Source organism: Sphingomonas sp. P4_G3 (assembly GCF_056401105.1).
Genome location: NZ_JBFUJZ010000001.1, coordinates 387,477 through 411,372, shown reverse-complemented (window position 1 = coordinate 411,372; position 23,896 = coordinate 387,477). Strand labels below are relative to the sequence as shown.

The 23,896-nt window shown below is 64.8% G+C and carries 23 protein-coding genes; 11 read left to right on the top strand and 12 right to left on the bottom strand.

From position 1 onward, the window contains the following. Nucleotides 1–936, top strand: coding sequence for a D-2-hydroxyacid dehydrogenase (locus tag AC1DQQ_RS01885; protein ID WP_478044126.1), 936 nt, complete (start codon nucleotides 1–3; stop codon nucleotides 934–936). 4 nt (nucleotides 937–940) lie between these two features. On the opposite strand, the gene AC1DQQ_RS01880 is transcribed toward AC1DQQ_RS01885, so the two are convergent. From AC1DQQ_RS01880 to AC1DQQ_RS01860, 5 genes are read right to left on the bottom strand one after another with little or no spacing between them, the layout of a single operon-like run. Beyond that, entirely contained in the window at nucleotides 941–1,894 is a 954-nt protein-coding gene (locus tag AC1DQQ_RS01880) for a WxcM-like domain-containing protein (RefSeq protein ID WP_478044125.1), read from the bottom strand. After that, nucleotides 1,891–2,877: a glycosyltransferase family 2 protein gene (locus tag AC1DQQ_RS01875; protein WP_478027912.1), complete on the bottom strand. Its 987-nt coding sequence runs from the start codon at nucleotides 2,875–2,877 to the stop codon at nucleotides 1,891–1,893. Before AC1DQQ_RS01875 ends, AC1DQQ_RS01880 begins: the two co-directional genes overlap by 4 nt. After that, the gene (locus AC1DQQ_RS01870) at nucleotides 2,874–3,989 is read right to left on the bottom strand and encodes a DegT/DnrJ/EryC1/StrS family aminotransferase (protein WP_478040181.1); all 1,116 of its coding nucleotides are present in this window, start codon (nucleotides 3,987–3,989) and stop codon (nucleotides 2,874–2,876) included. The genes AC1DQQ_RS01875 and AC1DQQ_RS01870 overlap by 4 nt, the downstream gene beginning before the upstream one ends. Next, entirely contained in the window at nucleotides 3,986–5,530 is a 1,545-nt protein-coding gene (locus AC1DQQ_RS01865; RefSeq protein WP_478044124.1) for a hypothetical protein, read from the bottom strand. The genes AC1DQQ_RS01870 and AC1DQQ_RS01865 overlap by 4 nt, the downstream gene beginning before the upstream one ends. Next, entirely contained in the window at nucleotides 5,527–5,937 is a 411-nt protein-coding gene (locus tag AC1DQQ_RS01860) for a GtrA family protein (RefSeq protein WP_478027906.1), read from the bottom strand. The genes AC1DQQ_RS01865 and AC1DQQ_RS01860 overlap by 4 nt, the downstream gene beginning before the upstream one ends. A gap of 321 nt (nucleotides 5,938–6,258) precedes the next feature. On the opposite strand from AC1DQQ_RS01860, the gene rfbA reads away from it, so the two are divergent. Next, the gene (gene rfbA, locus AC1DQQ_RS01855; protein WP_478027905.1) at nucleotides 6,259–7,134 is read left to right on the top strand and encodes a glucose-1-phosphate thymidylyltransferase RfbA; all 876 of its coding nucleotides are present in this window, start codon (nucleotides 6,259–6,261) and stop codon (nucleotides 7,132–7,134) included. Next, a complete protein-coding gene (rfbB, locus tag AC1DQQ_RS01850) occupies nucleotides 7,128–8,186 on the top strand; it encodes a dTDP-glucose 4,6-dehydratase (protein WP_478027903.1) in 1,059 nt (352 codons plus the stop codon). Before rfbA ends, rfbB begins: the two co-directional genes overlap by 7 nt. 15 nt (nucleotides 8,187–8,201) lie before the next feature. Here the strand turns inward: rfbB and AC1DQQ_RS01845 are convergent, their stop codons facing one another. Together AC1DQQ_RS01845 and AC1DQQ_RS01840 are read right to left on the bottom strand one after the other, a co-directional pair. Further along, the gene (locus AC1DQQ_RS01845) at nucleotides 8,202–9,092 is read right to left on the bottom strand and encodes an alpha/beta fold hydrolase (RefSeq protein WP_478027901.1); all 891 of its coding nucleotides are present in this window, start codon (nucleotides 9,090–9,092) and stop codon (nucleotides 8,202–8,204) included. Next, entirely contained in the window at nucleotides 9,089–9,670 is a 582-nt protein-coding gene (locus AC1DQQ_RS01840) for a TetR/AcrR family transcriptional regulator (protein WP_478027899.1), read from the bottom strand. The genes AC1DQQ_RS01845 and AC1DQQ_RS01840 overlap by 4 nt, the downstream gene beginning before the upstream one ends. Nucleotides 9,671–9,765: 95 nt before the next feature. Here AC1DQQ_RS01840 and AC1DQQ_RS01835 point away from each other — a divergent pair, with 95 nt between their 5' ends. Beyond that, the gene (locus AC1DQQ_RS01835) at nucleotides 9,766–11,193 is read left to right on the top strand and encodes an 8'-apo-carotenoid 13,14-cleaving dioxygenase (RefSeq protein ID WP_478044123.1); all 1,428 of its coding nucleotides are present in this window, start codon (nucleotides 9,766–9,768) and stop codon (nucleotides 11,191–11,193) included. Nucleotides 11,194–11,284: 91 nt separating this feature from the next. Here the strand turns inward: AC1DQQ_RS01835 and AC1DQQ_RS01830 are convergent, their stop codons facing one another. Then, nucleotides 11,285–11,797, bottom strand: a complete 513-nt coding sequence (locus AC1DQQ_RS01830) for a MarR family winged helix-turn-helix transcriptional regulator (protein WP_478044122.1) — start codon at nucleotides 11,795–11,797, stop codon at nucleotides 11,285–11,287. 86 nt (nucleotides 11,798–11,883) lie between these two features. Between AC1DQQ_RS01830 and AC1DQQ_RS01825 the strand changes: the two genes are divergently transcribed. After that, complete coding sequence (locus AC1DQQ_RS01825) at nucleotides 11,884–13,392, top strand: alpha/beta hydrolase (RefSeq protein WP_478044121.1); 1,509 nt, start codon at nucleotides 11,884–11,886, stop codon at nucleotides 13,390–13,392. 95 nt (nucleotides 13,393–13,487) lie between these two features. Here the strand turns inward: AC1DQQ_RS01825 and AC1DQQ_RS01820 are convergent, their stop codons facing one another. Beyond that, on the bottom strand, nucleotides 13,488–14,222 hold the full coding sequence (locus AC1DQQ_RS01820) for an SDR family NAD(P)-dependent oxidoreductase (protein ID WP_478044120.1): 735 nt from the start codon (nucleotides 14,220–14,222) through the stop codon (nucleotides 13,488–13,490). Nucleotides 14,223–14,309: 87 nt separating this feature from the next. Here AC1DQQ_RS01820 and AC1DQQ_RS01815 point away from each other — a divergent pair, with 87 nt between their 5' ends. Continuing rightward, complete coding sequence (locus AC1DQQ_RS01815) at nucleotides 14,310–14,690, top strand: winged helix-turn-helix transcriptional regulator (protein WP_478027889.1); 381 nt, start codon at nucleotides 14,310–14,312, stop codon at nucleotides 14,688–14,690. A gap of 27 nt (nucleotides 14,691–14,717) precedes the next feature. Here the strand turns inward: AC1DQQ_RS01815 and AC1DQQ_RS01810 are convergent, their stop codons facing one another. Both AC1DQQ_RS01810 and AC1DQQ_RS01805 read right to left on the bottom strand, forming a co-directional pair. Then, complete coding sequence (locus AC1DQQ_RS01810) at nucleotides 14,718–15,356, bottom strand: DUF2490 domain-containing protein (protein ID WP_478027887.1); 639 nt, start codon at nucleotides 15,354–15,356, stop codon at nucleotides 14,718–14,720. Between the two features lie 76 nt (nucleotides 15,357–15,432). Continuing rightward, a complete protein-coding gene (locus AC1DQQ_RS01805) occupies nucleotides 15,433–16,017 on the bottom strand; it encodes an alpha-ketoglutarate-dependent dioxygenase AlkB (protein WP_478044119.1) in 585 nt (194 codons plus the stop codon). Nucleotides 16,018–16,268: 251 nt separating this feature from the next. On the opposite strand from AC1DQQ_RS01805, the gene AC1DQQ_RS01800 reads away from it, so the two are divergent. The 5 genes from AC1DQQ_RS01800 to AC1DQQ_RS01780 all read left to right on the top strand — a co-directional run bounded on the left by AC1DQQ_RS01800 (nucleotide 16,269) and on the right by AC1DQQ_RS01780 (nucleotide 23,058). Next, nucleotides 16,269–17,642: a class II 3-deoxy-7-phosphoheptulonate synthase gene (locus AC1DQQ_RS01800; RefSeq protein WP_478044118.1), complete on the top strand. Its 1,374-nt coding sequence runs from the start codon at nucleotides 16,269–16,271 to the stop codon at nucleotides 17,640–17,642. 384 nt (nucleotides 17,643–18,026) lie between these two features. Continuing rightward, complete coding sequence (locus tag AC1DQQ_RS01795; RefSeq protein WP_478027884.1) at nucleotides 18,027–18,479, top strand: (2Fe-2S)-binding protein; 453 nt, start codon at nucleotides 18,027–18,029, stop codon at nucleotides 18,477–18,479. Further along, a complete protein-coding gene (locus AC1DQQ_RS01790) occupies nucleotides 18,463–20,652 on the top strand; it encodes a xanthine dehydrogenase family protein molybdopterin-binding subunit (RefSeq protein WP_478044117.1) in 2,190 nt (729 codons plus the stop codon). Before AC1DQQ_RS01795 ends, AC1DQQ_RS01790 begins: the two co-directional genes overlap by 17 nt. Nucleotides 20,653–20,654: 2 nt before the next feature. Beyond that, entirely contained in the window at nucleotides 20,655–21,980 is a 1,326-nt protein-coding gene (locus AC1DQQ_RS01785; protein WP_478044116.1) for a c-type cytochrome, read from the top strand. Nucleotides 21,981–22,215: 235 nt separating this feature from the next. Then, nucleotides 22,216–23,058 (top strand): DUF485 domain-containing protein, encoded by an 843-nt coding sequence (locus AC1DQQ_RS01780; protein WP_478027880.1) that lies wholly within the window; start codon nucleotides 22,216–22,218, stop codon nucleotides 23,056–23,058. Nucleotides 23,059–23,130: 72 nt separating this feature from the next. On the opposite strand, the gene AC1DQQ_RS01775 is transcribed toward AC1DQQ_RS01780, so the two are convergent. After that, entirely contained in the window at nucleotides 23,131–23,796 is a 666-nt protein-coding gene (locus AC1DQQ_RS01775; protein ID WP_478040158.1) for an O-methyltransferase, read from the bottom strand. Nucleotides 23,797–23,896 lie beyond the last annotated feature (100 nt).

Genomic DNA, 23,896 nt, shown 5'->3' with positions numbered 1-23,896 from the left:
GTGAAGGCCCTTTTGCCCGCGCTGGCGCGCCCGCTGCTCGAGCCGCACTTGCCGGCCGGGCTAGACGTTGCGTGGTTCGCAACACCGGCCGAGGCCAATGCGATGATCGCCGATGCTGACATCGCCTGGGCCGACATGCAGCCGACCAGCCTGACCGCGGAAGCGATCCGCAAAGGCGAGCGGCTCAAATGGGTATCGACCATCTATGCCGGGCTCGACGCTTTCCCGCTCGACCTGATGCGAGAGCGCGGCACGATGCTGACCAACGGCGTCGGGATCAACGCCATCACGGTCGCCGAATATGCCGTAATGGGCGTGCTCGTCGCCGCCAAGCGCTTCGACGAGGTGGTCCGTGCACATGATCGCCACGAATGGCCGAAGGACGCCCCGGGCAAGGTCGAGTTGTTTGATACCCGCGCGCTGATCGTCGGCATGGGCGCGATCGGCAAATTGATCGCGATGCGGCTGGAGGCGTTTGGCGTCGAGGTCACCGGCGTCACCCGATCCGGCCGCGACGGCACGCTGACGCCCGACCAATGGCAGGAGAGGCTCGGCGACTTCGACTGGGTGATCCTCGCCGCGCCATCGACCGACGAAACCAAGGCGATGGTCGGCGCCGCCGAACTCGCGCGAATGAAGCCGTCGGCCTGGCTGATCAATATCGCGCGCGGCGACATGATCGACGAGGAGGCACTGCTCGCCGCACTTCACGGACGCAAAATCGCCGGCGCGTTCCTTGATCCCACGCATCCCGAGCCGCTGCCCGCCGATCATCCCTTGTGGTCGGCGCCCAATTGCATGGTCACGATGCATCTGTCGGGCCGCAGCCAGACCAAGATGTTCCCGCGCGCCGCCGCTTTGTTCCTGCGCAACCTCGACGCGTTCGTGAACGATCGGCCGATGGAGAATGTGGTCGATCTGGTGCTGGGGTATTGAGCGTTCAGCGTTCCGCCACTTCGCTCCTGAAAAGGTCGTAGTCGCGGATGTAATCTTCGGCGTCATAGCTGTGTGACGCCGCGACCAGCAGCACGCCGTCAGCGCTGAAATCGTATTGCGTCCCCCATGTCATCGGCGCGAGGTACAGGCCGATGGTCGGGTCCTCGAGACGGATCTGGGCACGGGTCGCGCCATCGTCGATCGACACCGACAGCGCGCCGTGCGCGGCGATCAGGAATTGCTCGCAGGCGCGGTGCGCATGCTCGCCGCGCACGCTGTCCCCGGGGACGTTCTGGACCAAGAATACCCGCTGCGGAGCGAACGGCACGCCTTTGCCCGCCTCGAACGGCACCAGACTACCGCGCGGATCGACGAAATGCGGCAGCCGTTCGATGAAGCAACCCTTCACCGGAAGATTGAGCCGCGACCCGATCGCCTGACCCACCGCGTCGCCGGGCATTATCGTATCGGAAGCGGGCCGTACCTCGCCCCGTTTGATCACTCTCGCGGGATTGCCGACCACCGTCGCATGCGCCGGAACGTCCCGCGTCACCACGGCCCCTGCCCCGACCATCGCGCCGCGGCCAATTCGGATACCGGGAAGGATCGTCGCATTGGCACCGATTGACGCGCCGTCCTCGATTACCGTCTCCACGAATGCCTCGGGATATTGCTTCGATCTTGGGTGAAGGTCGTTGGTGAAAGTCGCGTTGGGGCCGATGAAAACATTGTCGCCGACCCTCAGCCCGTCCCACAGTTGAACGCCGCACTTTATCGTCACGGCATCGCCGACGACGACGTCATTCTCGATGAAAACATGGTCGCAGACGTTACAGTCACGGCCGATCTTGGCCCCGGGCAATATATGCGCGAACGCCCAGACGCGCGTGCCGCTGCCCACATTCCTGCTCTCGCACAGGCCGGCAGAATGGACGAAAAGAGGCGTATCGCTGGTCATAGTTCTTTCCCGCCGCCATCGACGATTCGCGCAACGATGCGCAGCGGCCGGCGCTTGGTGTTCTCGAACGTCCGCCACAGATAGGACCCGATGATCCCCTGCACGGCCAGGATCGCCGATCCGAAGAACGTTATCAGCAAGGCCAGCGTCGTGTAGCCCGGTTCGGTGATTTCTCCCGTCAATCGCGCGATCGCCACGCCGATGCCGAATACCAGACTGATCAGCACTCCGACAACGCCGACCCACAGGACCAGGATGAGCGGCAAGTCGGTAAACGAGAAGATGCTGTCCATCATGTAGCGCAGCCGGCGACCAACCCCCCACGCGCTAGTGCCGATCTCGCGCGGGCGGCGCTCATAGGTGACGAATGACCGACGAAAGCCGATCCAGAACAATTGCGCGATCAGCGAACTGTTAGGCTCCTCGATGGCGAGCAGTTCTTCGCGTGCGGCAAGGTTGCACGCGAAAATGTCTACGCCGCCGCGCGGCACGCCCGAGATCACCAGCTTGCGATACAGCCACCAGAAGGTGCGCGACAATGCGTCGCGCAGCGGCGCATCGTTGCGTTTGACGCGCTGGCCGAACACGATATCGCATTCGTCGGCTTCCAGCGTCGCGAAGAATCGCGCGATCAGTTCGGGGGGTTCCTGAAGATCGGCCGCCATCACGGCGAACAGCCGTCCCGACGCGTGTTCGAGCCCAGTCCGGATCGCGGTGAACGACCCAAAATTGCGGCTGTGGAAGACGATGCGCGAGGGGAAAGACAGGCCCGCTTGAGCGCGGGCCAGCACCTCGCCCGAAGCGTCGGGCGAACCGTCGATGACGAAGACAACCTCGAGATCGCCGTCGAGCGTGCGATGCAATTCGGTCAGCGCCACCAGCAGCGGCGGGATGTTGAGCTCATTGAGATAGACGGGGATAATCAGCGAGCGCGACGGTGCCGCGATCCCCGAGGCGTCGTCAGCAGCGCGAACCGAGCTCATGCCGAATAGGACCTTAGGGCGTCGCACACCTGTGCGACTTCGTCGTCGGTCATTTCCGGGAAGCACGGCACGCTCAGGATGCGCTTGACGGACCTACGGCTGATATCGAGCCCTCCTGGACCGATCCGCTGGTCGCCGGTCGCCCAACCGGCTTGGTCGCAGTCGAGAATTGGGAAATGGATGTCGGTCGACACGCCCCGTTCCCTGAGATGCGTTTCCAGGCGATCGCGATCGTCGGTGAGCATTACGGCAAGGTGACCGACGGTTCCGTGCTGGCTCGACACGATCGCGGTGCCGGCGACGACCGCCGCCGCGTAGCGAGCGATGATCTCCCGCCGCCGCTCATTGTCGGCGTCGACATGAGGGAGCAGCGCCGACAGCAACGCCGCCTGCAGCTCGTCGAGCCGCGAGTTGCGACCGCCGGCGGTCACCACGTCGTATTTGCCGCCCCAGCCGTACATGCGCAATTGCGCGACCCGGGCGGCCAGCTCGGCATCGCCGGTTACGATCGCCCCGCCATCGCCAAGCGCGCCGAGATTCTTGGTCGGGTAGAAGCTGAACGTCGCCAGCTCGCCGAATGCGCCCGCTCCAGCCCCGCAGCCGCGCAGGCCGTGCGCTTGGGCGCAATCCTCGATGACCGGCACATCGGCATGCCCGGCGGTATCCAACGCGGCGCGCAAGGCGGGGACATCGACCAGGCCGCCGTAAAGATGTGTGACGACGACCGCGCCCGTCGCCGGCCCGACCCCTGCCACGGCATGGTCGATATCGATCAGCTGGGACCGCTCCTCGATATCGACATAGACCGGCGTCAACCCGATCAGCCGGCAGGCCGTTGTCGTGTAACCACCGGCATTGGCAACGGTCACTACCTCGCGCCGCGCCGGATTGGTGACCAGGCAGCGCAACGCGATCTCCAACGCATCGCTGCCATTCGCCACGCCGACGCAATGCGCGACACCGGTCGCTGCGGCGAAGTCGCGGCAGAAGGCGGCGGTGCGGGGCCCGTTGATCCAATAGCCCGACGCCAGCACGTCGAGCGCGACCGACGACAGCTCCGCCTCGTGACGCGCATAGCGCCGGCGCAGATCGTTCATCGGAATCGACGTCATCGGGCAACTCCGAAGGAACCGTTCGCTTCGCTACTCGGCGGCACCACGACGGCGGGCGTCGCGGCGTCGCGCGAGAACCGCGCGATTGTCGCGCGATAGCCCAGCGCAGCCAGCACGATCAGGCACGGCCATGTCTCGATCACATAGCGCGATTCCATCACCGCGCTGGCATAGATTAGGTTAAGGACCAACATTTCGGCCGCCCGGCCGAGCAACGCCGCCAGCGACAGAATGCCAAGGGCCTGCGGCCAATCGAGAACGGCGCTGAGGGCGAAGCGCGACGCGACGACCTGCCGAGCGAGTGCCCACGACCCGATCAGCGTAAAAAGGATCAAGACGATCTTGAGGAGCACGACGGTGGCCGCCACCAATCGCGACACGAGAGGCGGGGGTGACAGGCCGAAGATAGTAGTGAGCGCGGCGCCGCCATCCGCACTGCCCCACAATTGCACCGTCCGCGCGGCCGGTGCGGTGACGAACGCCTGGAGCGGCCGCGCCGCACGCAGCTGCTCGGCGGCCGCCGCAAAACGCGCGTCCACCGCCGGCGTGTAGCCGCCCGTCTGCCATGCCTGGAGCGCCGCAGCGATGTCGGCGCGACCGGCAGTGTCGGCAAAGGCGCGCGCTGGATAATTCTCCACGGCGAACCCATGCCAGCCCGTATTGCCCTCGGCAAAGGCGAAATCGTGAAATTCACCTGGTGTAAGCAGCCAGGCGCGGGTCCAGGTGAAATAGCCGGGCCGGGCGTTATTCGGATTATCCTTGGCGCCCGAATTCACATACCGGGGTTCGCCTTGGCTGGCATATTGCAGCGCCATCATGCCCAGGATTGGAGCGGCAAATAACGCGAGCGCGAGCGCGGTCCCGGCGATCACCTTGCGCCCTCCACGGCGCACCAGCAGCAAGCACCACGGCACGAGCAACAGGACGAGTAACGGCAGAAGGTCGATCCGCAAGAAAGCGGCTACTCCCGCCAGCAGCCCGCCAAGGGCAAGACGCCACACCGCCCCGTCGATCGCCGCCGCCGCCAGCAGATACAACCCGATGAACAGTCCGAACGTCGCCAGCGAGTCGGGAACGACGAAATTGGTCCAGGATGCGGTAATCGGCTGAAGCGCGATCACCCCCATACCGATGAGATAGGCCCAGCGATTGCGCGGGCCGACCTGGCGATAGAAGTGCATCAGCAATGCCACGAGCGCCACGTCAAACGCAATTTGCACGACGTGCATCGCGTCGGCGATGGGCTGTCCCAACCGTCTGAACGGCACCGGATTCCAGATCGCGTCGTGCCCCAGGAACGCGATCACCGGCGCCAGGACGACGGAAAAGGATCGCGACTGCGCGGTGGCCGGTGGCATCTGGCCGTGTTGCAGGAGGTGCTGGGCAGCGCTTACATACAGGAAACCGTCACCGTTCAGGACGCCGGGACCGAGTAGCAGGATAGCCGCGCGCAACGCGAGCAGCGCCACCATCAGCCAGCCGCCCGCAAGCCACGTCTGCCGCGTGGACGCCGGCGCGGTGTCGCGGATAACCCCGCTCACCGGAACACCAGGAAACGCATCAGCACGAAGGTCAGGCTGACCGTCACCGGCAAGCATGCGAGCTGCGCCACCAACGGGCCGACGCCTGCCCCTTCCCACAGCCTCAGCAGCATCAGGTTCACGATATAGGTCAGCGCATATACCCCCACGAAACGCGGCAAGCGCGTCGGATCGCGGCTATCGAATACCAGGCGGCCCAAGGTGAAAAAATTGAAGATCACGCCGATCACCATCGCGATCGCCAGCGCGATCCCGCTCGACAGGCCCGCGAGGATTCCGGCCGCGAAGACTACGTATCCGAACGCCGTATTGAGCACGCCGACCGCCAGGAAGCGGACGATCTGCCAGATATCGGCCTTTCGCAACTGCAGGCCGGGCGCGCCGACATCGCCTTTATCCTGTGACATGCTATCCGGCTCTAGGAATGGTGCAGCGTGGACGGGCCCACGAAAGGTGGTAGGCTAAAAATCGATCTTCACGGCGCCACCTAGGTGGCCGCCGTGCCGGACGAACAGCGCGAACGGCGAGCCCGAAAATAGCATGATGATTTTCGTCCCCTCGTCTCGCGGGCCTGCTCGGCACCGATGGTACTTGCGACGGCGGGTAAAGCCAATCCGAGCGCCGCGCAACGGTCGCGTGGCCGCGTGGCGCGGCGGCTTTGCGCAGCTCCTCGAGCCGAACCGCCGATCAGCTTGTATCTCCCTCCCCCGCCCGATATCGCCCGGCATATGAAGGGAATCATTCTCGCGGGGGGTTCGGGCTCCCGGCTGTATCCCGCCACATTGGCCGTCTCGAAACAGATGCTGCCGGTGTTCGACAAGCCGATGATCTATCATCCGATCTCGACGCTGATGATCGGTGGCATCCGCGACATCCTGATCATCTCGACACCGCGAGATCTGCCGTTGTTCCGGCAGTTGCTCGGCGACGGTTCGGCGTTCGGCATCAATCTCGATTATGCCGAACAGCCTGAGCCGAACGGCCTGGCCGAAGCCTTCATCATCGGGGCCGATTTTGTCGGCGGTGGCCCGGCGGCGTTGATCCTGGGCGACAATATCTTCCATGGCTCGGGCCTGGGCGCCTTGTGCAAGTCCGCCAGCGAGCGCGAGCGCGGCGCGACCGTGTTCGCCTATCAGGTCGAGGATCCCGAACGTTATGGCGTGGTCACCTTCGATCCGGCGACCAGGCGCGCCACCAGCATCGAGGAAAAGCCGGCCAAGCCGCAATCGCGCTGGGCAGTGACCGGGCTCTATTATTACGACAGTGACATTACCGAGATCGCGCGGTCGATCCGCCCGTCGCCTCGCGGCGAACTCGAGATCACCGATGTGAACACGATCTATCTCGAGCGTGGCGACCTGTCGGTTGTCCAACTGGGCCGTGGCTACGCCTGGCTCGACACCGGGACGCATGACAGCCTGCACGACGCCGGGTCGTTCGTCAGGACGATCGAGCATCGCCAGGGAATCAAGATCGCCTGCCCCGAGGAGATCGCGTTCGACATGGGCTGGATCGATGCCGAAGCGATGCTGAAGCGCGCCGACCTGCTCGGCAAGACCGACTACGCGACCTATCTTCGCCGCCGCGCGAGCACCGATTGGTGAGAACCGTCCTGGTCACCGGCGGTGCCGGATTTATCGGATCCGCGGTGGTGCGGCTGTTGGTCGGCTCCGGCACGCGCGTCGTCAATCTCGACAAGCTGACCTATGCCGGCAACCTCGCTTCGCTGTCCTCGGTAGAGCAGGCGCCCAATTACCGCTTCGTCCACGGCGATATCGCCGATCGCGAGCTGGTTGGCGTGCTGCTGCGCGAGGAGAATGTCGACAGCGTCATGCATCTCGCCGCCGAGAGCCATGTCGACCGCTCGATCGACGGGCCCGAGATATTCGTCACGACCAACGTGCTTGGCACGGTCCGGCTGTTGGCGACGGTGACGGATTATTGGCAAGTTCTGCCCGCCGATCGCCGCGCCCACTTCCGGTTCCACCATATTTCTACCGACGAAGTGTTCGGCGACCTTCCGTTCGACAGCGGCGTGTTCACCGAGACCACACCCTATGCGCCCTCCTCGCCTTATTCGGCGTCGAAGGCCGCGTCGGACCATTTCGTTCGCGCCTGGCACGAAACCTATGGGCTGCCCGTCGTGCTGTCGAACTGCTCGAACAATTACGGGCCGTTCCATTTTCCCGAGAAACTGGTCCCGCTGACGATCCTCAACGCGATCGATCGCAAGCCGCTGCCGGTCTATGGCCGCGGCGAGAATGTCCGCGACTGGCTGCATGTCGAGGATCACGCCCGCGCGCTCGACCTGGTGCTGACCAAGGGGCGCATCGGCGAAAGCTACAATATCGGCGGGCGTGAGGAGCGCACCAACCTGCAAGTGGTCGAGGCGATCTGCGATCTGGTCGACGAGCGCCTGGGCACCCACGGACAGCCGCCGCGGCGCTCGCTGATCAGCTTCGTCGCCGACCGTCCCGGACACGACCGCCGCTACGCAATCGACCCCGACAAGGCCGAGCGCGAGCTAGGCTGGCGCGTCCAGCACGACTTCAAGGACGGGCTGGCGCAGACGATCGACTGGTATCTCGCCAATCGCTGGTGGTGGGAGCCGATCCGCAGCGGCCGCTATGCCGGCGAGCGGCTCGGGCGAGCCTGACTCCGCTTCCCCGGCTCAGGCCGGAGCGGTCTGCTTGGCTACCTTCTCGAACGCGTCGAGCACGGTCGGGATCAGCGCCTCGGGCAGATTGTGGCCCATCCCCGGCACTTCGGTGATCTGCGCGCCCGCGATCGTCGTGGCGGTGTCGCGCCCGGCCTCGACCGGTACGAGCGGGTCGTCGGCGCCGTGGATCACCATCGTCGGCACCTTGATCGTCGCGATCGCCGCACGGCGGTCGCCATTCGCGACCACCGCGGCGAGTTGCCGACCAGGCCCGGCGGGATAGTGCATGCGATCGAAATCGCGTTCGACGCGTGCCCGCATCACGTCCTCCGAGACCGGATAGCCCGGGCTGCCAATGATCTTTTCGGCGCGCAGGCCGTGCGCGATCATCGTCTCGCGGTCGTTGCCGGTCGGGCGTGAGGTCAGCACCGCCATCGCCTCGGGCTTGGACGGCGGCAGGCCGGGATTGCCGGTCGACGACATGATCGAGGTCAGTGACAACACCCGGTCGGGATATTCCGCCGCAACCAATTGCGCGATCATCCCGCCCATCGACGCGCCCATGATGTGCGCGCGCCGGATGTCGAGCGCGTCGAGCAGACCGACCGCATCGGCGGCCATGTCGTTGAGCGAATAGGGCACGTCGGGCTTTCGTCCGGCGATCATCGCGCCGATCAGCGCCGGCAGTTCGGGCACCGGGGCGCCGTCGAACTTAGTCGACAGGCCGATATCGCGATTATCATAGCGGATCGCGAAATAGCCGCGCGCGACCAGGTCCTCGACGAACGGTAACGGCCAGCGCGTCAGCTGCGCCCCCAGACCCATGATCAGCAGCACCGCCGGATCAGTCGGTTCGCCGAAGGTCTCGTATTCGATCTCGATACCGTTCGCCTGGGCCTTCATCCGGATTTCCTCTCGTCGCTCACTGCCATCATATGCGCATCGATCACCGCGTCGATGGTCTTGTCGTCGACATGCAATTGCCCATCGATGATCAGCATGGCGAGACCGTGTGCCACCGACCAGGATTGCAGCGCGAAGATGCGCGCCTCCATCCCCGGCGGGGCGAGCCTCGCGGCATTCTCCATCAGAAAGCGCATCGCATTGTCGGGGGAGTCGGCGAGCTCGACCCTTTTGCCGGTCGGCGGGTTGGCGAAGATCAGACGGAACAAGGCAGTGTGGAGCAGCGCGAAACGGACATAGGCCGCGCCGGTCGCGTTGAATCCGGCAACCCCACCGCCCGCCGCGTCATAGGCGGCGTGCTGCACTTGACTCAGCATGTCGAGCCCCTGGGCGGCGAGCGCGGCCATCAACGCCGCCTTGTCGGGGAAATGGCGATAGACCGCGGTAGCGCTGACCCCGACGCCGCGCGCGACCTCGCGCAGCGACAGATCCTCTGCGTCGCGTGCCGCGAGCAGGCGCAACCCCTCGGCGATCAGCGCCGCGCGCAGGTCGCCATGATGATAGGAGGTTTTCGCCACTAACCCGTGCTTCTTCTGTTCAAGACCAAATCCATGTTGACACTGTTACCATGATCGATATGTTGACGCCATAAACATCGAGTCGGAGACCAGTCATGGCGAGCGTGATCGAAAATGCAATCCGGGGCACCGTCACCAAGGGCATCGGCGTGGTCGCCGAATTCAACCGTAAGCGCATGCCCGACCAGGACCATCCGTTTCTGACCGGCATCCACAAGCCGATGGATCGCGAAGTCACGCTGGAGGATCTGCCGGTCTCCGGCACGATCCCGACGGAGCTCGATGGCCGCTATCTGCGGATCGGTCCGAACCCCGCCAAGCCCGAGGCCAAGGGTTATCACTGGTTTGTCGGCGACGGCATGATCCACGGCATCGCGCTCAAACAGGGCAAGGCCTTGTGGTATCGCAATCGCTGGATCCGGTCGAAGCAGGTCGCGGCGGAAACGGGCATGCCGGCGGCACCCGGTCCGCGCCACGCGAGCTTCGACACCGTCAACACCAACGTCCTGGGCATCGCAGGCCGCACCTGGGCTTTGGTCGAGGCGGGCAGCTATCCGGTCGAACTGTCCGACACGCTCGACGAGCAAACCTATAATCCGTTCGACGACACCTTGCTCGGCAGCTTCACCGCGCACCCGCATCTCGATCCCAGGACGGGCGAGAACCATGCCATCTGCTATGAAGCGACCCAGCCCGACATCGTCCGCCACGTCGTGATCGATCGCGACGGCAGGGTCGTCCGCGAACTGCCGATCAAGGTCCAGCATGGCCCATCGATCCACGATTGCGCGATCACCGACCGCTATGCGCTGATCCTCGATCTGCCGGTCACCTTCTCGATGAAGGCGCTGATCGGCGGGCACGGTTTCCCCTATCGCTGGAACGTCGAGCACCAGGCCCGGGTTGGCCTGTTGCCGCGCAATGGCGGCGAGGATGAGATCGTCTGGGTCGATTGCCCGCAAACCTATATCTTCCACGTCGCCAATGCCTATGACTCCGCCGACGGAAAGGTCGTGCTCGACGCTTGCGTCTATGACACGATGTTTGCCGAGGCGACCGGCGGGCCGTCGGGCACGTCGCTGGGGCTGGAACGCTGGACGATCGACCCGGCTGCAAAGACGATCGATCGCCGCACGATCGATGCCAGCCCGCAGGAATTCCCCCGCCCCGACGAGCGCTTCTTCGGTCAGCCCTATCGCTACGCCTATACGATGGCGCTGCCCGAAGGTGAATGGGCGGTCGGTGCGACCAGGCTGTACAAGCAAGACCTGGAAGCCGGGACACGTGAAGTCCACGAGTTCGGCGAGGGCCGCTATCCGGGCGAATTCGTGTTCGTGCCGCGCAGCCAGGATGCGCCTGAAGGCGACGGCTGGATGGTCGGGCTGGTGATCGACCTGCCGCACGAGACCACTGATCTCGTGATCCTCGACGCGACGCGCTTCGCGGAACCGCCGGTCGCCACCATTCGCATCCCGCACCGCGTGCCGCCGGGCTTCCACGGCAATTGGGTGGCGAACGGGTGAGGTAGCTTAGGCTGTGTTTCCGACCCGTTTGGAAGTGGGGCGGGTCTACTGATCCGCCCCCTTCAAAGAACGACACGGGTCCCGCAGGCGATCACTCAAGCTGAAGCCTGAATTTCCGCAGCAACCGCGCGAGCTCCGCGCGTTCGCTTTGATCGAGCCCGTTCACCGTCCGCTCGGCCGCGCTGAAATGGGAAACGATCGCTTCGTCGATCAACTGCACGCCCTGGTCGGTGAGCATTGCCACGAGCGATCGGCGGTCGGTCTCGTCCGGGGTTCGGGAAATCAATCCGCGCTGTTCCAATCTGTTGAGGCACGCCGTCATCGCGCCGGACGTCAGCAGCACGGATTTCCTGAGCGCCGTGGGACTCAACCGGTAGGGCGCACCCGATCGTCGCAGCGTGGCGAGAACGTCAAGTTCCGTATAGCCGATGCCAAAGTCGCGTAGCCGTTCGCCGGCCCGTGCCTGTAGCAGCCCGCCGAGATGTAGCAGGCGGCCGACCACCGCCATCGCCGACACGTCCAGATCGGGCCTCTCGCGCGCCCAATCGCGGAGCAACTGGTCGACAATATCCTCTTCCGCAAGAGCGCGCGCGTGCTCAGTCATGTGTAATAATCTTTATATCAAGTATCTTGACATGAAGATATATATTCGGGTGCAATCGACCGCAAGCCGTCCTGCGGGGAATTGTCATGCGATCGATTCGAATGTTCGCCATCCTACCGTTGTCGCTGCTCTTTCAGGCGATGCCCGCTTGGGCGCAGCTGGCGACGAACGATCGGATCGTGATCGAGCAGCGGAACGTGACGCTCCCGACCGGCGAAACCGTCTCCTATGAGATCGGCACACTGTACGTGCCGGAGAATCGCAGCAAGCCGGCGAGCCGCCGCATTGGCATCGGCTTCGCGCGGATCAAGGCACCCCATCCGACCGGCGCGCCGCCGATTTTCTGGCTTCCCGGCGGCCCCGGCCTGAGCGTGCTCGGTGCTTTCACGGGCAAAAACGAGGCCGCGCAAAGCCGCTTGCGGTCGTGGTTGACCTTCGGCGCGGCGGGCGACCTCGTCGTGATCGAGCAGCGCGGCTATACCAGCCGCGGCGAGATGCTCGTCGAAACCTCCGCCGCCTCCCCGCTCGACAAGCCGGCCTCGGTCCAGGCCGACAGCCGTGCGATGCAGGCGCTCGCCCGGCGCGCGGTCGCGCAAAATCCCGACAAGGACCTGTCCGGCTATACGATCGACGCATTCGCGGCGGATGTCGACGATCTGCGGCGGGCGCTCGGCTATGACAAGATCAGCTTGTTCGGCGGCAGTTTCGGCTCGCAATGGTCGCTCGCCGTGATGCGCTTCCATCCCGAGATCGTCGCCCGCGCCGTGCTCTCGTCGGTCGAGCCGCTGAATAACGGATTCGACATGCCGTCGCACGTCTTCGCCGCGCTCCAGCGCATCGCCTATGACGCCGACCGCGACCCTGGTCTTGCGCCCTATCTTCCCACTGGCGGGATGATGGCCGTGGTACGCGCGCTGCACCAGCGCTTCGCCACGGCGCCGATCCGGATGGATATCCGCGACAATGCCGGCAAATCGCAAACGATCATGCTCGGCGCAGAAGATTTGCAGCTCGCGCTCATGGCCCATACCGACGAGGCGGAGCATTGGCCGGCCTTCATCCTGTCGCTTTATTACGGCCATTATGACGCATGGGCGCGCCAGACGATGGAAGACCGGCGCGCGGGACCCGTCACATTGATCGGTCCGCTCGCGGACAGCAGCCTGGGCGTCACGGCGGATCGCGAGCACCAGATGCGCTCCGATCCCGCGCTGGACCTGCTGGGCACCTGGAATTTCGAGGCGAACCTGGTGTCGGCGCCCGACTGGCCGACGCCCGACATGGGCGACGCGGTGCGGCGTCCGCGCGTGACGCCAATCCCGGTCGTCTTCGTGCACGGCGACTGGGACACTTCGACGCCGGTCGAGAACACGCTGGGTCTCTTGCCCTATTTCCCCAATGGCCATGCCATCCTCGTGCACCGCGCCGGACATGACGGCACCTTTTACCAGTTGCGCGAGAGCCCCGACGCCAAGCAGGCGATCTACGATTTCCTGCGTACCGGAGACACGCAGGGGTTGCCGACAGAGGTGTCGCTGGCTGCGCCCAGGTTCGAAATACCCGCCTTCCCGCCACCTGGCCGACCGGCGCACTGAAACTTGCGTGCACGCCCAGCCCGCTGCCGCTCACACATGCCGAAGGCCGGCGCCCCTTTCCAGGGCGCCGGCCGAGTAGCCACCGCCAGGGCGCGTCAGATCTGCGCGAATCCACCATCGGCGAACACTTCGCCGCCGGTCATGAAGCTGCTGTCCGAGGACGCCAGGAAGGCCGCTACCGCACCGATCTCCGATGGATCGCCGACATGGCCGATCGGCGTGCCCGATCCCATCTCGATCATCGCGTCGCGACCGACCGCCTCTTCGGCAAGCTCGGTCAGGGTCGGTCCGGGCGACAATACGTTCACGCGAATGCCGGTGCCGCGCAGATCCTGCGCCCAGCTGCGGGCGAAGTTGCGCACGGCTGCCTTAGTCGCACTGTAAACGCTGAACGCCGGCGTGCCCATTACACCGGCGGTCGAACCGGTCAGAATGATCGAACCGCCCGGACCCATCAGGGGTAGCCCGGTCTGAACCGTGAACAGCACGCCTTTGACGTTGATGTCGAACGCCGCATCATATTGGTCTCGGGTGATCTGCCCGAGCGGTACCAGTTCGCCGAAGCCGGCATTGGCCATCAGGATGTCGAGGCCGCCGCGCTCGGCCTTCACCGTCTCGAACAACCCGTCGAGATCCGCCTGATCGGTGACCGACCCCTGCACCGCGCGGGCATTCGGACCCAGTTCCGCAGCAGCCTTGTCGAGTGCCTCCTGCCGGCGTCCAAAGATATAGACGAAGGCGCCTTCCTCGATGAAGCGTCGTGCGCTGCCCAGACCGATACCCGTGCCGCCACCCGTCACGACTGCCGTCTTGCCATTCAGTCTTTTCATGTCTCGTGCCTTTCATCTTAGCGCTGGCACGTAGCTGGCGAAGCACCCACCTATCGACAAGTATGCACCTTTTGGTAAGTATCGATTATGTCTACCATTCCATCCTGCGTCCCCGGCTTCTCCTGCGGTCTCGACGCCACGCTTCGTGTGATCGCGGGCAAGTGGAAGCCGCTGATCATCTATTTCCTGATCCAGGGCCCAAACCGCTATGGCGAGCTCAAGCGCGCAGTCCGCGGCGTCAGCGACAAGATGCTGATCCAGCAACTGAAGGAGTTGGAAGCCGACGGCATCGTCACGCGCAACGATTACCGGGAAGTGCCGCCGCGGGTCGACTATACGCTTACCCCGCTTGGCCACAGCCTGGCCGAAGCACTGACGCCGCTCTGCAACTGGGGCAGCGAAAACATGGACACGGTCGCGCAGATTTTTGCCGAGCGCGCAACGTGGGACGAGCAGCAGCGCGCGTGATGCGCCAGTTCCGACGACGAATTCGCCCTACCAGCGCCACCCCAGGGTGAACGCCGCAGCGCCGACGGTACGCGCGCCCCGGGTCCATTGATTGAGATAGCCGATCTCGACGCCGACTCGCTTGGCCAGCGGCACGCCGATGCCGAGGAAGTTGCGCGTGCGGTCGTAACCGCCACGCTGGCCGGCGCCGGCGCCCAGATTGACGAAACTCTCATGGCTGGCGAGCAGGTTCAATTTGCCGGTGACCGGCAAGGTCAGCCGGACGAACGGCCTGATCCGAACGCCCGTGCCGCTCGATCCCTCGCGCCAGCGCTCTTCGGCGCGCAACCGCGCCCCAATGACCAGCGGCCCGATCCTGGCGAGATGATCGACGCTGAAATCCTGACGCGCGCGCTGTTCGATCGTCGCACTACCGCCATGATAGACAATGTCGCGAACATACCCCGCGGCCAGGGTCGCCCGGTCGAAACGAAGCCCGAGCATGGCGATGTTCTCGCTTTCGTACAGGCCGCCTTCCCCGTCGCGGCCGAACCGCTCGTTCGTCTCGACGCCTAGTTCAACTCGGCCGGCAACCGGACCACGGGCATTGGCGCTCAGCCAGACCTGGCCGTCATCGGCCTCGGCGGATGAGGGAAGCACCGCGAGCAAGAAGGCGCCGATCGTCACATGACATTTCCATGACATTTTTGTGTCATGGCAGAAGTGGAAGCCGCGTGCATCCCTCGTATTCGAGTCAGCGAAATCAGGCCGCTGCGGCTACCCTCAAGCCTTGAGCCGAGAAGGATCGGAACGTGATCGACCAACGAGACTGGTCGATCGGAGCGATGCTGTGCTCCCAATCATGCCGAACCTCTCCCGACAAATGGTAGAGTCCGCGCGGCTCGAGGGGCACGTTGACGCGACGCCAACGCTCGTCTTGCTTGCGGCGGAAGCGCATCGTCGCCGGCGCGCCGAGCGAGAGGCCGACGACCTGGTCGTAGATCGGACGGTCGCGGTGCCAGCCGATCCCCGCGCCGGGATCGTAGCGCAGCAGCAGCGCCTGGACGAGCGCGTCGGGTGCCAGTCCGGCGGCAGTAGCGGCGCGATCGCGGATCGGCAGAAGCCAGTCGGGCATCGGTTCGCCCCGGCCGAGCTCGCCCGACTGGAAATCATATTGCCAACCGAAACTGTGGGTGAGGCGCTTGCCGGTCCATTGCTGGAAGCGGAACGGGGCGAGCTCGACAGCGTCGATCGCGGCAATCAGCGCGCCTTCCTCCGCCCGGGTGAAGAAGTCGGAGCGGCTGTGAAGGCCGGGGACCGGCGGCATGTCGAACAGATCTCGGGTCACGGGTGCGATATGTGAACAATCAGGGAACATGCAAGGCAAGTTGGCGTCAAGGCGCGTGGCTCTCCCCCCAACCTTCCGCGCCTTTACCGATCACCTGAATAGCACCGGACGCTATTTCGCCGACGCTCTCACGAAGGGATCCGGTCGGACGCAAAGCCGTGCGATCAGCGTGATCGACTTTTCCTTTGTTGCGGCACTGGGCGTTTCGGCGCATGGGACTTGCCCCTTTTACCGTTAGCAAAGTGACGATCATGGCCGCCAAATGGGCCCCCGATAGCTGGACCTCGCATGAGGCGCGCCAGTTGCCCAATTATCCCGACGCCGCAGCGCTCGCCGCCGCGACGAAGCAGCTGACCAGCTATCCGCCGTTGGTCTTTGCCGGAGAGGCGCGCAACCTGACGACCGATCTCGCGCGCGTGGTCGAGGGCAAGGCGTTCCTGCTTCAGGGCGGCGATTGCGCCGAGAGCTTCGCCGAATTCCACCCCAACAACATCCGCGACACGTTCCGCGTGATCCTGCAGATGGCGGTGGTACTGACCTTCGCGTCGAAGCTGCCGGTGGTGAAGCTCGGCCGCATGGCGGGCCAATTCGCCAAGCCGCGTTCGGCCGATACCGAGATCATCGATGGCGTCGAGCTGCCAAGCTATCGCGGCGACAATGTCAACGACATCGCCTTCACGCCCGAAAGCCGGATCCCCGATCCGCAGCGGATGATCCAGGGCTATTCGCAATCGGCGGCGACGCTCAACCTGTTGCGTGCTTTCGCGCAGGGCGGGTACGCGAACCTGCACCAGGTACATCGCTGGACGCACGATTTCCTCGGCTCGAGCCCCTGGGCCAAGAAGTACGCCGAGACCGCCGACCGGATCGGCGAGGCGCTGGAGTTCATGGAAGCGTGCGGGATCAACCCCGACACCGTGCCCCAGCTGGGCCAGACGCAATTCTACACCAGCCACGAAGCGCTGCTGCTGCAGTACGAGCAGGCGATGACGCGGCAGGACAGCCTGACCGGCGACTGGTACGACACCAGCGCGCATTTCCTGTGGATCGGCGACCGCACGCGGTTCGACGGATCGGCGCATGTCGAATTCCTGCGCGGCATCGGCAACCCGATCGGCCTGAAATGCGGACCGAGCCTGGAACCCGACGTGCTGCTGCGCTTGCTCGACACGCTCAATCCGGGCCGCGTGCCCGGCCGCATGACCCTCATCACGCGCTATGGCCATGACAAGATCGAGGCCGGCCTGCCCAAATTGGTCCGCGCGGTGAAGCGCGAAGGCCATCCGGTGATCTGGAGCTGCGACCCGATGCACGGCAACGTCATCAAGGCCGCCAATGGCTACAAGACCCGCCCGTTCGAGCGCATCCTGGCTGAGGTTCGCGGCTTCTTCGCCGTCCACCGCGCCGAGGGCACCTTCGCCGGCGGCATCCATGCCGAGATGACCGGGCAGAACGTCACCGAATGCACCGGCGGCGCCGTCGACGTGACCGAGCAGAGCCTGGCCGATCGCTACCACACGCATTGCGACCCGCGGTTGAATGCGGGGCAGAGCCTGGAGCTGGCATTCCTGCTGGCCGAGATGCTGAATGACGAACTCAGACAGCGGCGGGCCGAGGCGGCTTAAAAGAGGACCGCTATGAGATCGATTCCGCATGGCGGCTTTTGGGAAAGCCGTCATCGGGATCGGACGTTCTGACTGGCTGGATTGAGCCGCCAGAACTCCACGGAGTCTGTCGACACAAGCATATTGGACGTCGCCCCTGGCCAAGGTCAGACAAGGATCGACCGCCGCTCATCCAGGCAATTGAGCGGCGTGCCGTGCAGGTCTGGTCGTCGAAATGGCGAATCTTCTCGTGCGTCGAGCGGCGGAATGGCCTATCGCTACACCCGGCCAGGGGTAATGAATCCCCTGCATAGTGTTCGTGCTGGAGTTGTGTGCGTGCCCGGAACCAGGGCGGCTCCTGATCTGGGTATTTCGCATCCACCAGGATAAGCGAAAGGCAGGTCGATGCCAGAGTTCACGATCAACGGCGAAAAGCGCGACGTCGATGCTCCGCCAGATATGCCATTATTGTGGATGTTGCGCGACCTGCTGGGAATGACCGGCACGAAGTTCGGCTGCGGGATCGCCCAATGCGGCGCGTGCACGGTTCATCTCGACGGTGTCGCCGTCCGGTCTTGCCAGCTCCCGGTGGGGCGCGTCGGCAACCGTGCGATCACGACGATCGAAGGCGTCGGCAACACCCCCGCAGGGGCGAAGATCCAGAAAGCATGGATTGATCTGGAGGTCATCCAGTGCGGTTATTGCCAGCCGGGACAGATTATGTCGGCTGCCGCGCTGCTGGCCGGCAATCCCGCTCCCGACGATGCCGATATCGATGCGGCGATGGCCGGCAATCTCTGCCGCTGCGGTACCTATGTGCGCATTCGCGAGGGGATCAAGCATGCCGCCCGCTCCTGAGGCCGCCAACGGCCTGTCGCGCCGCGCGGTGCTCCAGGGCGGCGCGCTTGTCGCCGGGCTGCTTGTCGCGATCGAGCTGCCATGGAGCGCCGCGCGCGCCGCCATGACGAGTGCGCCCGAGCCGGTGCCGACCGGCCAGCGCTTCAACGCCTTCATTCACATCGCGCCCGACGACCGGGTGACCTTCACGCTGCCGGCAGTGGAAATGGGCCAGGGAGTCTATACCTCGCAGAGCCAGTGCATCGCCGAGGAACTCGACGTCGCGCTCGACAAGGTGGTCGCCGCGCACGCACCGCCCGATCAGGCCAATTACGGCAGCCCGGTGTTCGTCGTGCAGGCCACCGGCGGATCGACCACGACCATGGCGTGGAGCGGACCACTGCGTAAGGCAGGCGCGACCGCGCGTGCGCTCCTGGTGGCGGCCGCCGCTGCGCGGTTACGGGTCGACGCCGCCAGCCTCACCACCGAAAACGGCGTGATCACGCATACCGCGAGCAGCCGCTCGTTGCGCTATGGCGAGGTGGCCGACGCCGCCTCGCGATTGAAGCCGCCGGCCGAGGTCGCGCTCAAGGATCCGGCCCGGTTCCGTCTGATCGGCAAGCCAGTGCATCGCATCGATACGCCGGACAAGGCGATCGGCAAGACGGTCTACGGCATCGACGTGATGCTGCCGGGCATGAAATTCGCGACGTTGCGATCGCCGCCCGTGCTCGGCGGCAAGGTCGGCAAGGTCGATCAGGCGCCGGCGCTCGCCGTCCCCGGCGTCAGGCAGGTGGTCGTGCTCGACGATCTCGTCGCGGTCGTCGCGGACAGCACCTGGTCGGCGATGCAGGGGCTGGACGCGCTCGCGATCGACTGGGCGCCTGGAGCCAATGCCGGGCTCGACCAGGCGAAATTGTGGTCCGACCTGGAAAAGGCATCGCAGGGCTCCGGGGCCGTCGCCAAGAAGGAAGGCGACGCGCTCGCCAAGCTCAAGGACGGTACCTTGTTCGATGCGAGCTACGAGCTCCCCTATCTCGCTCATGCGCCGATGGAGATGACCAATTGCACCGTGCACGTGCGGGGCGGCGCCTGCGAATTGTGGACCGGGACGCAAGTGCCCGGTTTCGCTCAGGCCGGTGCCGCCACGGCATTGGGCATCACGCCCGACAAGGTGACGGTCAACAACCACCTGATCGGCGGCGGCTTCGGCCGTCGGCTCGAGGTCGACGGCGTTGTCAAGGCAGTGCGGATCGCCGCCAAGGTCGACGGACCGGTCAAGGTGATCTGGTCGCGTGAAGAGGATATCCGCCAGCAACTCTATCGCCCGCTCTATCACGAACATCTGAAGGCCCGGCTGGAAAACGGGCGGATCACGGCCTGGCATCACCGCGTCACTGGCGGATCGGTCATGGCGCACTGGCTGCCGCCGGCGTTCAAGGACGGCATCGATGTCGATGCGGTCGATGGGGCGGCCGAGGTGCCCTATGCGGTCGGGGACCGACTGGTCGAATTTATCCGCCACGAAAGCGCGGTGCCGGTCGCTTTCTGGCGCGGCGTCGGACCGAATGGCAGCATCTTCGCGATCGAATGCTTCATGGATCTGATCGCGCGCAAGACCGGCGTCGATCCGCTCGCCTTTCGACGAAATCTGCTCGAAAAGAACGCGCGCGCGCTGGGCGTGTTGAACCTGGCGGCGGACAAGGCCGGTTGGGGTACGCCGGCGCCATCCCTGCCATCCGGGGGGCGGCGCGGACGCGGGATTGCGCTGATGAACGCCTTTGGCAGCTATCTCGCCGCGATCGCCGACGTGGCGGTGAGCGACGAAGGAGATGTGAGCGTCACCCGCCTGGTGATCGCCGCCGATGTCGGCAAGGTCATCAACCCCGATATCCTCGAAGCGCAGATCCAGGGCGGCGCAACCTTTGGCTTGTCGGCGGTGCTGTTCGGCAAGATCAGTTTTGCGGGGGGCGCGGTCGAGCAGGGCAATTTCAACGACTATCGCATCATCCGCATCGACGAGATGCCGGCGATCGAAGTGCATGTCGTGCCGAGCAGCGAGAATTCGGGCGGGATTGGCGAGCCGGGAACCGTGGTCACACAACCCGCCGTCGCGAACGCCGTCTATGCGGCAACCGGGGTGCAGCTCACGCGCATGCCGATCGACCGCGCGCTCATCGCGAAGGGGGCTTGAGGATGCGGCGGAACCTGTTGCTTCTGGCGGGCGCGATCGTCGTGCTCGTGGCGGCGATCGTCGGCCGCATGATCTTTCAACCCGGTCCCTACAGCTTTGCGGGGGGCACGCAGGTGGAGCTCGCCAGCTATCCGGACAAGACGGTGACCGGGGTGCCGGCGGAGCTCGCGACCGCCGACCCACGGACGCGCGCGGACTATGTCACCCGGATGGCCGATTGCGAGGCGTGCCATACGGCCAAAGGCGGGAGGCCGTTCGCGGGCGGGCGGCCGTTCGTCCTCCCGTTCGGGACGATCTATACCCCGAATATCACGCCGGATCCGGAAACCGGGATCGGCAAATGGACCGACGCGCAATTCCTCGATGCCGTGCACAAGGGTGTCGCGCCCGATGGATCACGTTTCTATCCAGCCTTTCCCTACGCGTCCTACACGATGCTGACCGACGCCGACGTGCTGGCGATCAAGGCCTATCTGTTCTCGCTTCCGCCGGTGAAGCAGGCGAACAAACCCAACACGTTCGGCTTCCCGTTCAATCAGCGCTGGCTGATGGGAATCTGGTCGGCCTTCTTCAACAGTGACCGGCGCTTCCGTCCGGTCAGCGAGCGCAGCGCGGCGTGGAATCGCGGCGCCTATCTCGTCGAAGCCGCCGGTCATTGCGGCGAATGCCATACGCCGCGAAACCTGATGCAGGCGCTCGACCAGCGCAACAAATTCGCGGGCGGCGTGGCCGAAGGCTGGAATGCCTATAACATCACCGGCGACCGCGTCAGCGGCATTGGCGGCTGGAGCGATGCCGAGCTTGCATCCTATCTGTCGACCGGTCACGCACAGGGACGCGGAGGCGCATCCGGCCCGATGGGCGAAGCGGTAGCGTTGAGCCTGTCGAAACTGACCCCTTCCGATCTCGCCGCGATCATCACCTATCTGAAGACGGTGCCTGCCATTCGCAGCGATCGCTCGCCGCAACCCGCCGGCCCGGCTCCGGCCTCGCCCAAGCTTGCATCGATCGACAACCCGGTCGGCAAACGGGTGTTCGAGGGCAGTTGCGCCAGTTGCCATGCCTGGACGGGCGCCGGGGCCATCGTCGAGGAGGCCCGGCTGACCGGCGTGCGCGCGGTCAACGATCCGACGGCGGCGAACGTGGCGGCGATGATCCTCAACGGCGCCGGGAAGCCCGGTTCCAGCCGCCCCTATATGCCGAGCTTTGCCGCATCCTATTCCGACACGGAAATCGCGTCCGCCGCCAACTATGTGACGGCTCGTTTCGGCGCCGCAAAGTCGAACATCACGCCAAAGGAAGTCGCTCGTTTGCGGCAGCAAAACTGAACGACGACGGGACGTTGCCTTTAGAATTACGGTGACTGGCGAAATCGCGATGGCGGCGCCGGCAGAGTCGGCAAGCGATTGTTACCGGTGAATGCTGCCGGCGATTATTGCTGGTTCCAACCGGCGACGTCGGTTAGGCTGTTCGCGAACAAGGTCTTGAAGACGCTGCGCGAGGTGGCCCAGGTTTCCCGACCGCTGCCCGCCGTGTCGAAGGTCGATAAGGGGGGTTCTGAACATGCCTGACACCAATCCTGGCGCAGACGTCGACGTCACCAAAGACTGGCAAGCGTCACAGGGCCAGCAATCTGCCGCCAAGCGACTTCGCCTGTTCGCCGCGCTCGCCTGGGTTGTTGCCATCGGCACCGAGATCGCCGGTATCGTCATGCTCAAGCAGCACAAGTTTGACCATGGCAACCTTGCGTTGCTGATCGGCCTTCTGGTGGTGATCGCAGTGTTCGCGATTGCCGGCAGCCTGATGTGGAAAGCGGCCAACAGGCAGGATCCGGCCACCAGAGCGGACGCATTCCGGTTCTTCGTCCAGAACCAGCTCGGCGCGATCATTACGGTGATCGCCTTTCTCCCGCTGATTGCCCTGATCTTCCTGGACAAGGACATGGATCCGAAGAACAAGAAGATCGCCGGCGGCATCGGGGTCGTTCTGGCGCTGGTCGCCACCGTGATCGGCGTGGACTTCAAGCCGCCGTCGACCGAGCAATATACCCAGGACATGAACAAATGCGCGGCCCAGATCAAAGCCGGCGAGCCGACCACGGCCTGTTCGCCCGAGGTTGCCGATCAGGCGAAGGATATCGCCAGGGACTCCAATGCGGTGGCCGAGGCGACCAAGGATGCCGCCCACCCGGCCGGCCAGGACCTCGTCTATTGGATCGCTCCGGAGAACGGCGCCAAGAAGTCCTCGACACCGCACGTCTTCCACCTCTGCCAAGGCGTGAGTCCGCTGCGTGGCAAGACCGTCAACAGTGGTTCGGTGACCGAGGCCTATGCCGAGAACGCCACCCGCATCACCAAGCAGATTCCGATGGAACAGAAGCAGTGCGGGGTCAGCACCGCGAAATAAGCATGAAGCGCATGGCGGCCCGGTTCCTCACGGCAACCGGGCCGCCAATCGCGTCGATAACGTAGCCGCGGATCAGCCGAGCCGGATTGTAAACTCCACCTCGTCGCTGAACGGCATCGACATATAGCCATTGGCGATATTGCCGACCCGCTCGAGATATTCGGGGCAATAATCGGCATTGTCGGCGATCAGGATCGCGCCCGGCCGCAACCGGCTCTCCACCCGGTCGAGAATATCCGAGTACAGCGCCTTGGCGCCGTCCAGCAGCACGAGGTCGATCGTCTCGGGCAGGTCGACCGCCAGCGTCTCCAGCGCATCGCCTTCGCGAAACTCGACCAAGTCGACCAGCCCGCCCTCGGCCAGATTAGCCTTGGCCGTCGCCAGCTTGCCGGGCTCGAACTCGCTGGTGATCAGCCGCCCGCCGCCATTGTCGCGCAGCGCCGCCGCCAGATGGAGCGTCGACAGGCCGAACGAGGTACCGAACTCGACGATCGAACGGGCATTAGTGGCGCGGGCCAGCATGTAGAGCAGGCCGCCGACTTCACGCGACACCGGCAGCGCGAAGTCGCTGAGTTGGGCGTAGAAATCGCGATAATCGGTCTTGCTGCGCATCATTCGGCCGCGGTCTTCGCTGGTCACGCCGGCAAAGGCCGGGCTTCGTGCCGGCGGATTGGCATCGGCGTCGGCGAACAGGCGCGCGAGAAGAGGCGCCACAGGGGCGCTCGAAAGCGTGGTCATTTGGGTTTTCTCCAGGTGCGAACTTGACTATGCGAGCAGAGCTTGCCTGCCGGGCTGGAAAATACGACTAGTTCGTCATCTTTGACTATTCGCATTGGCA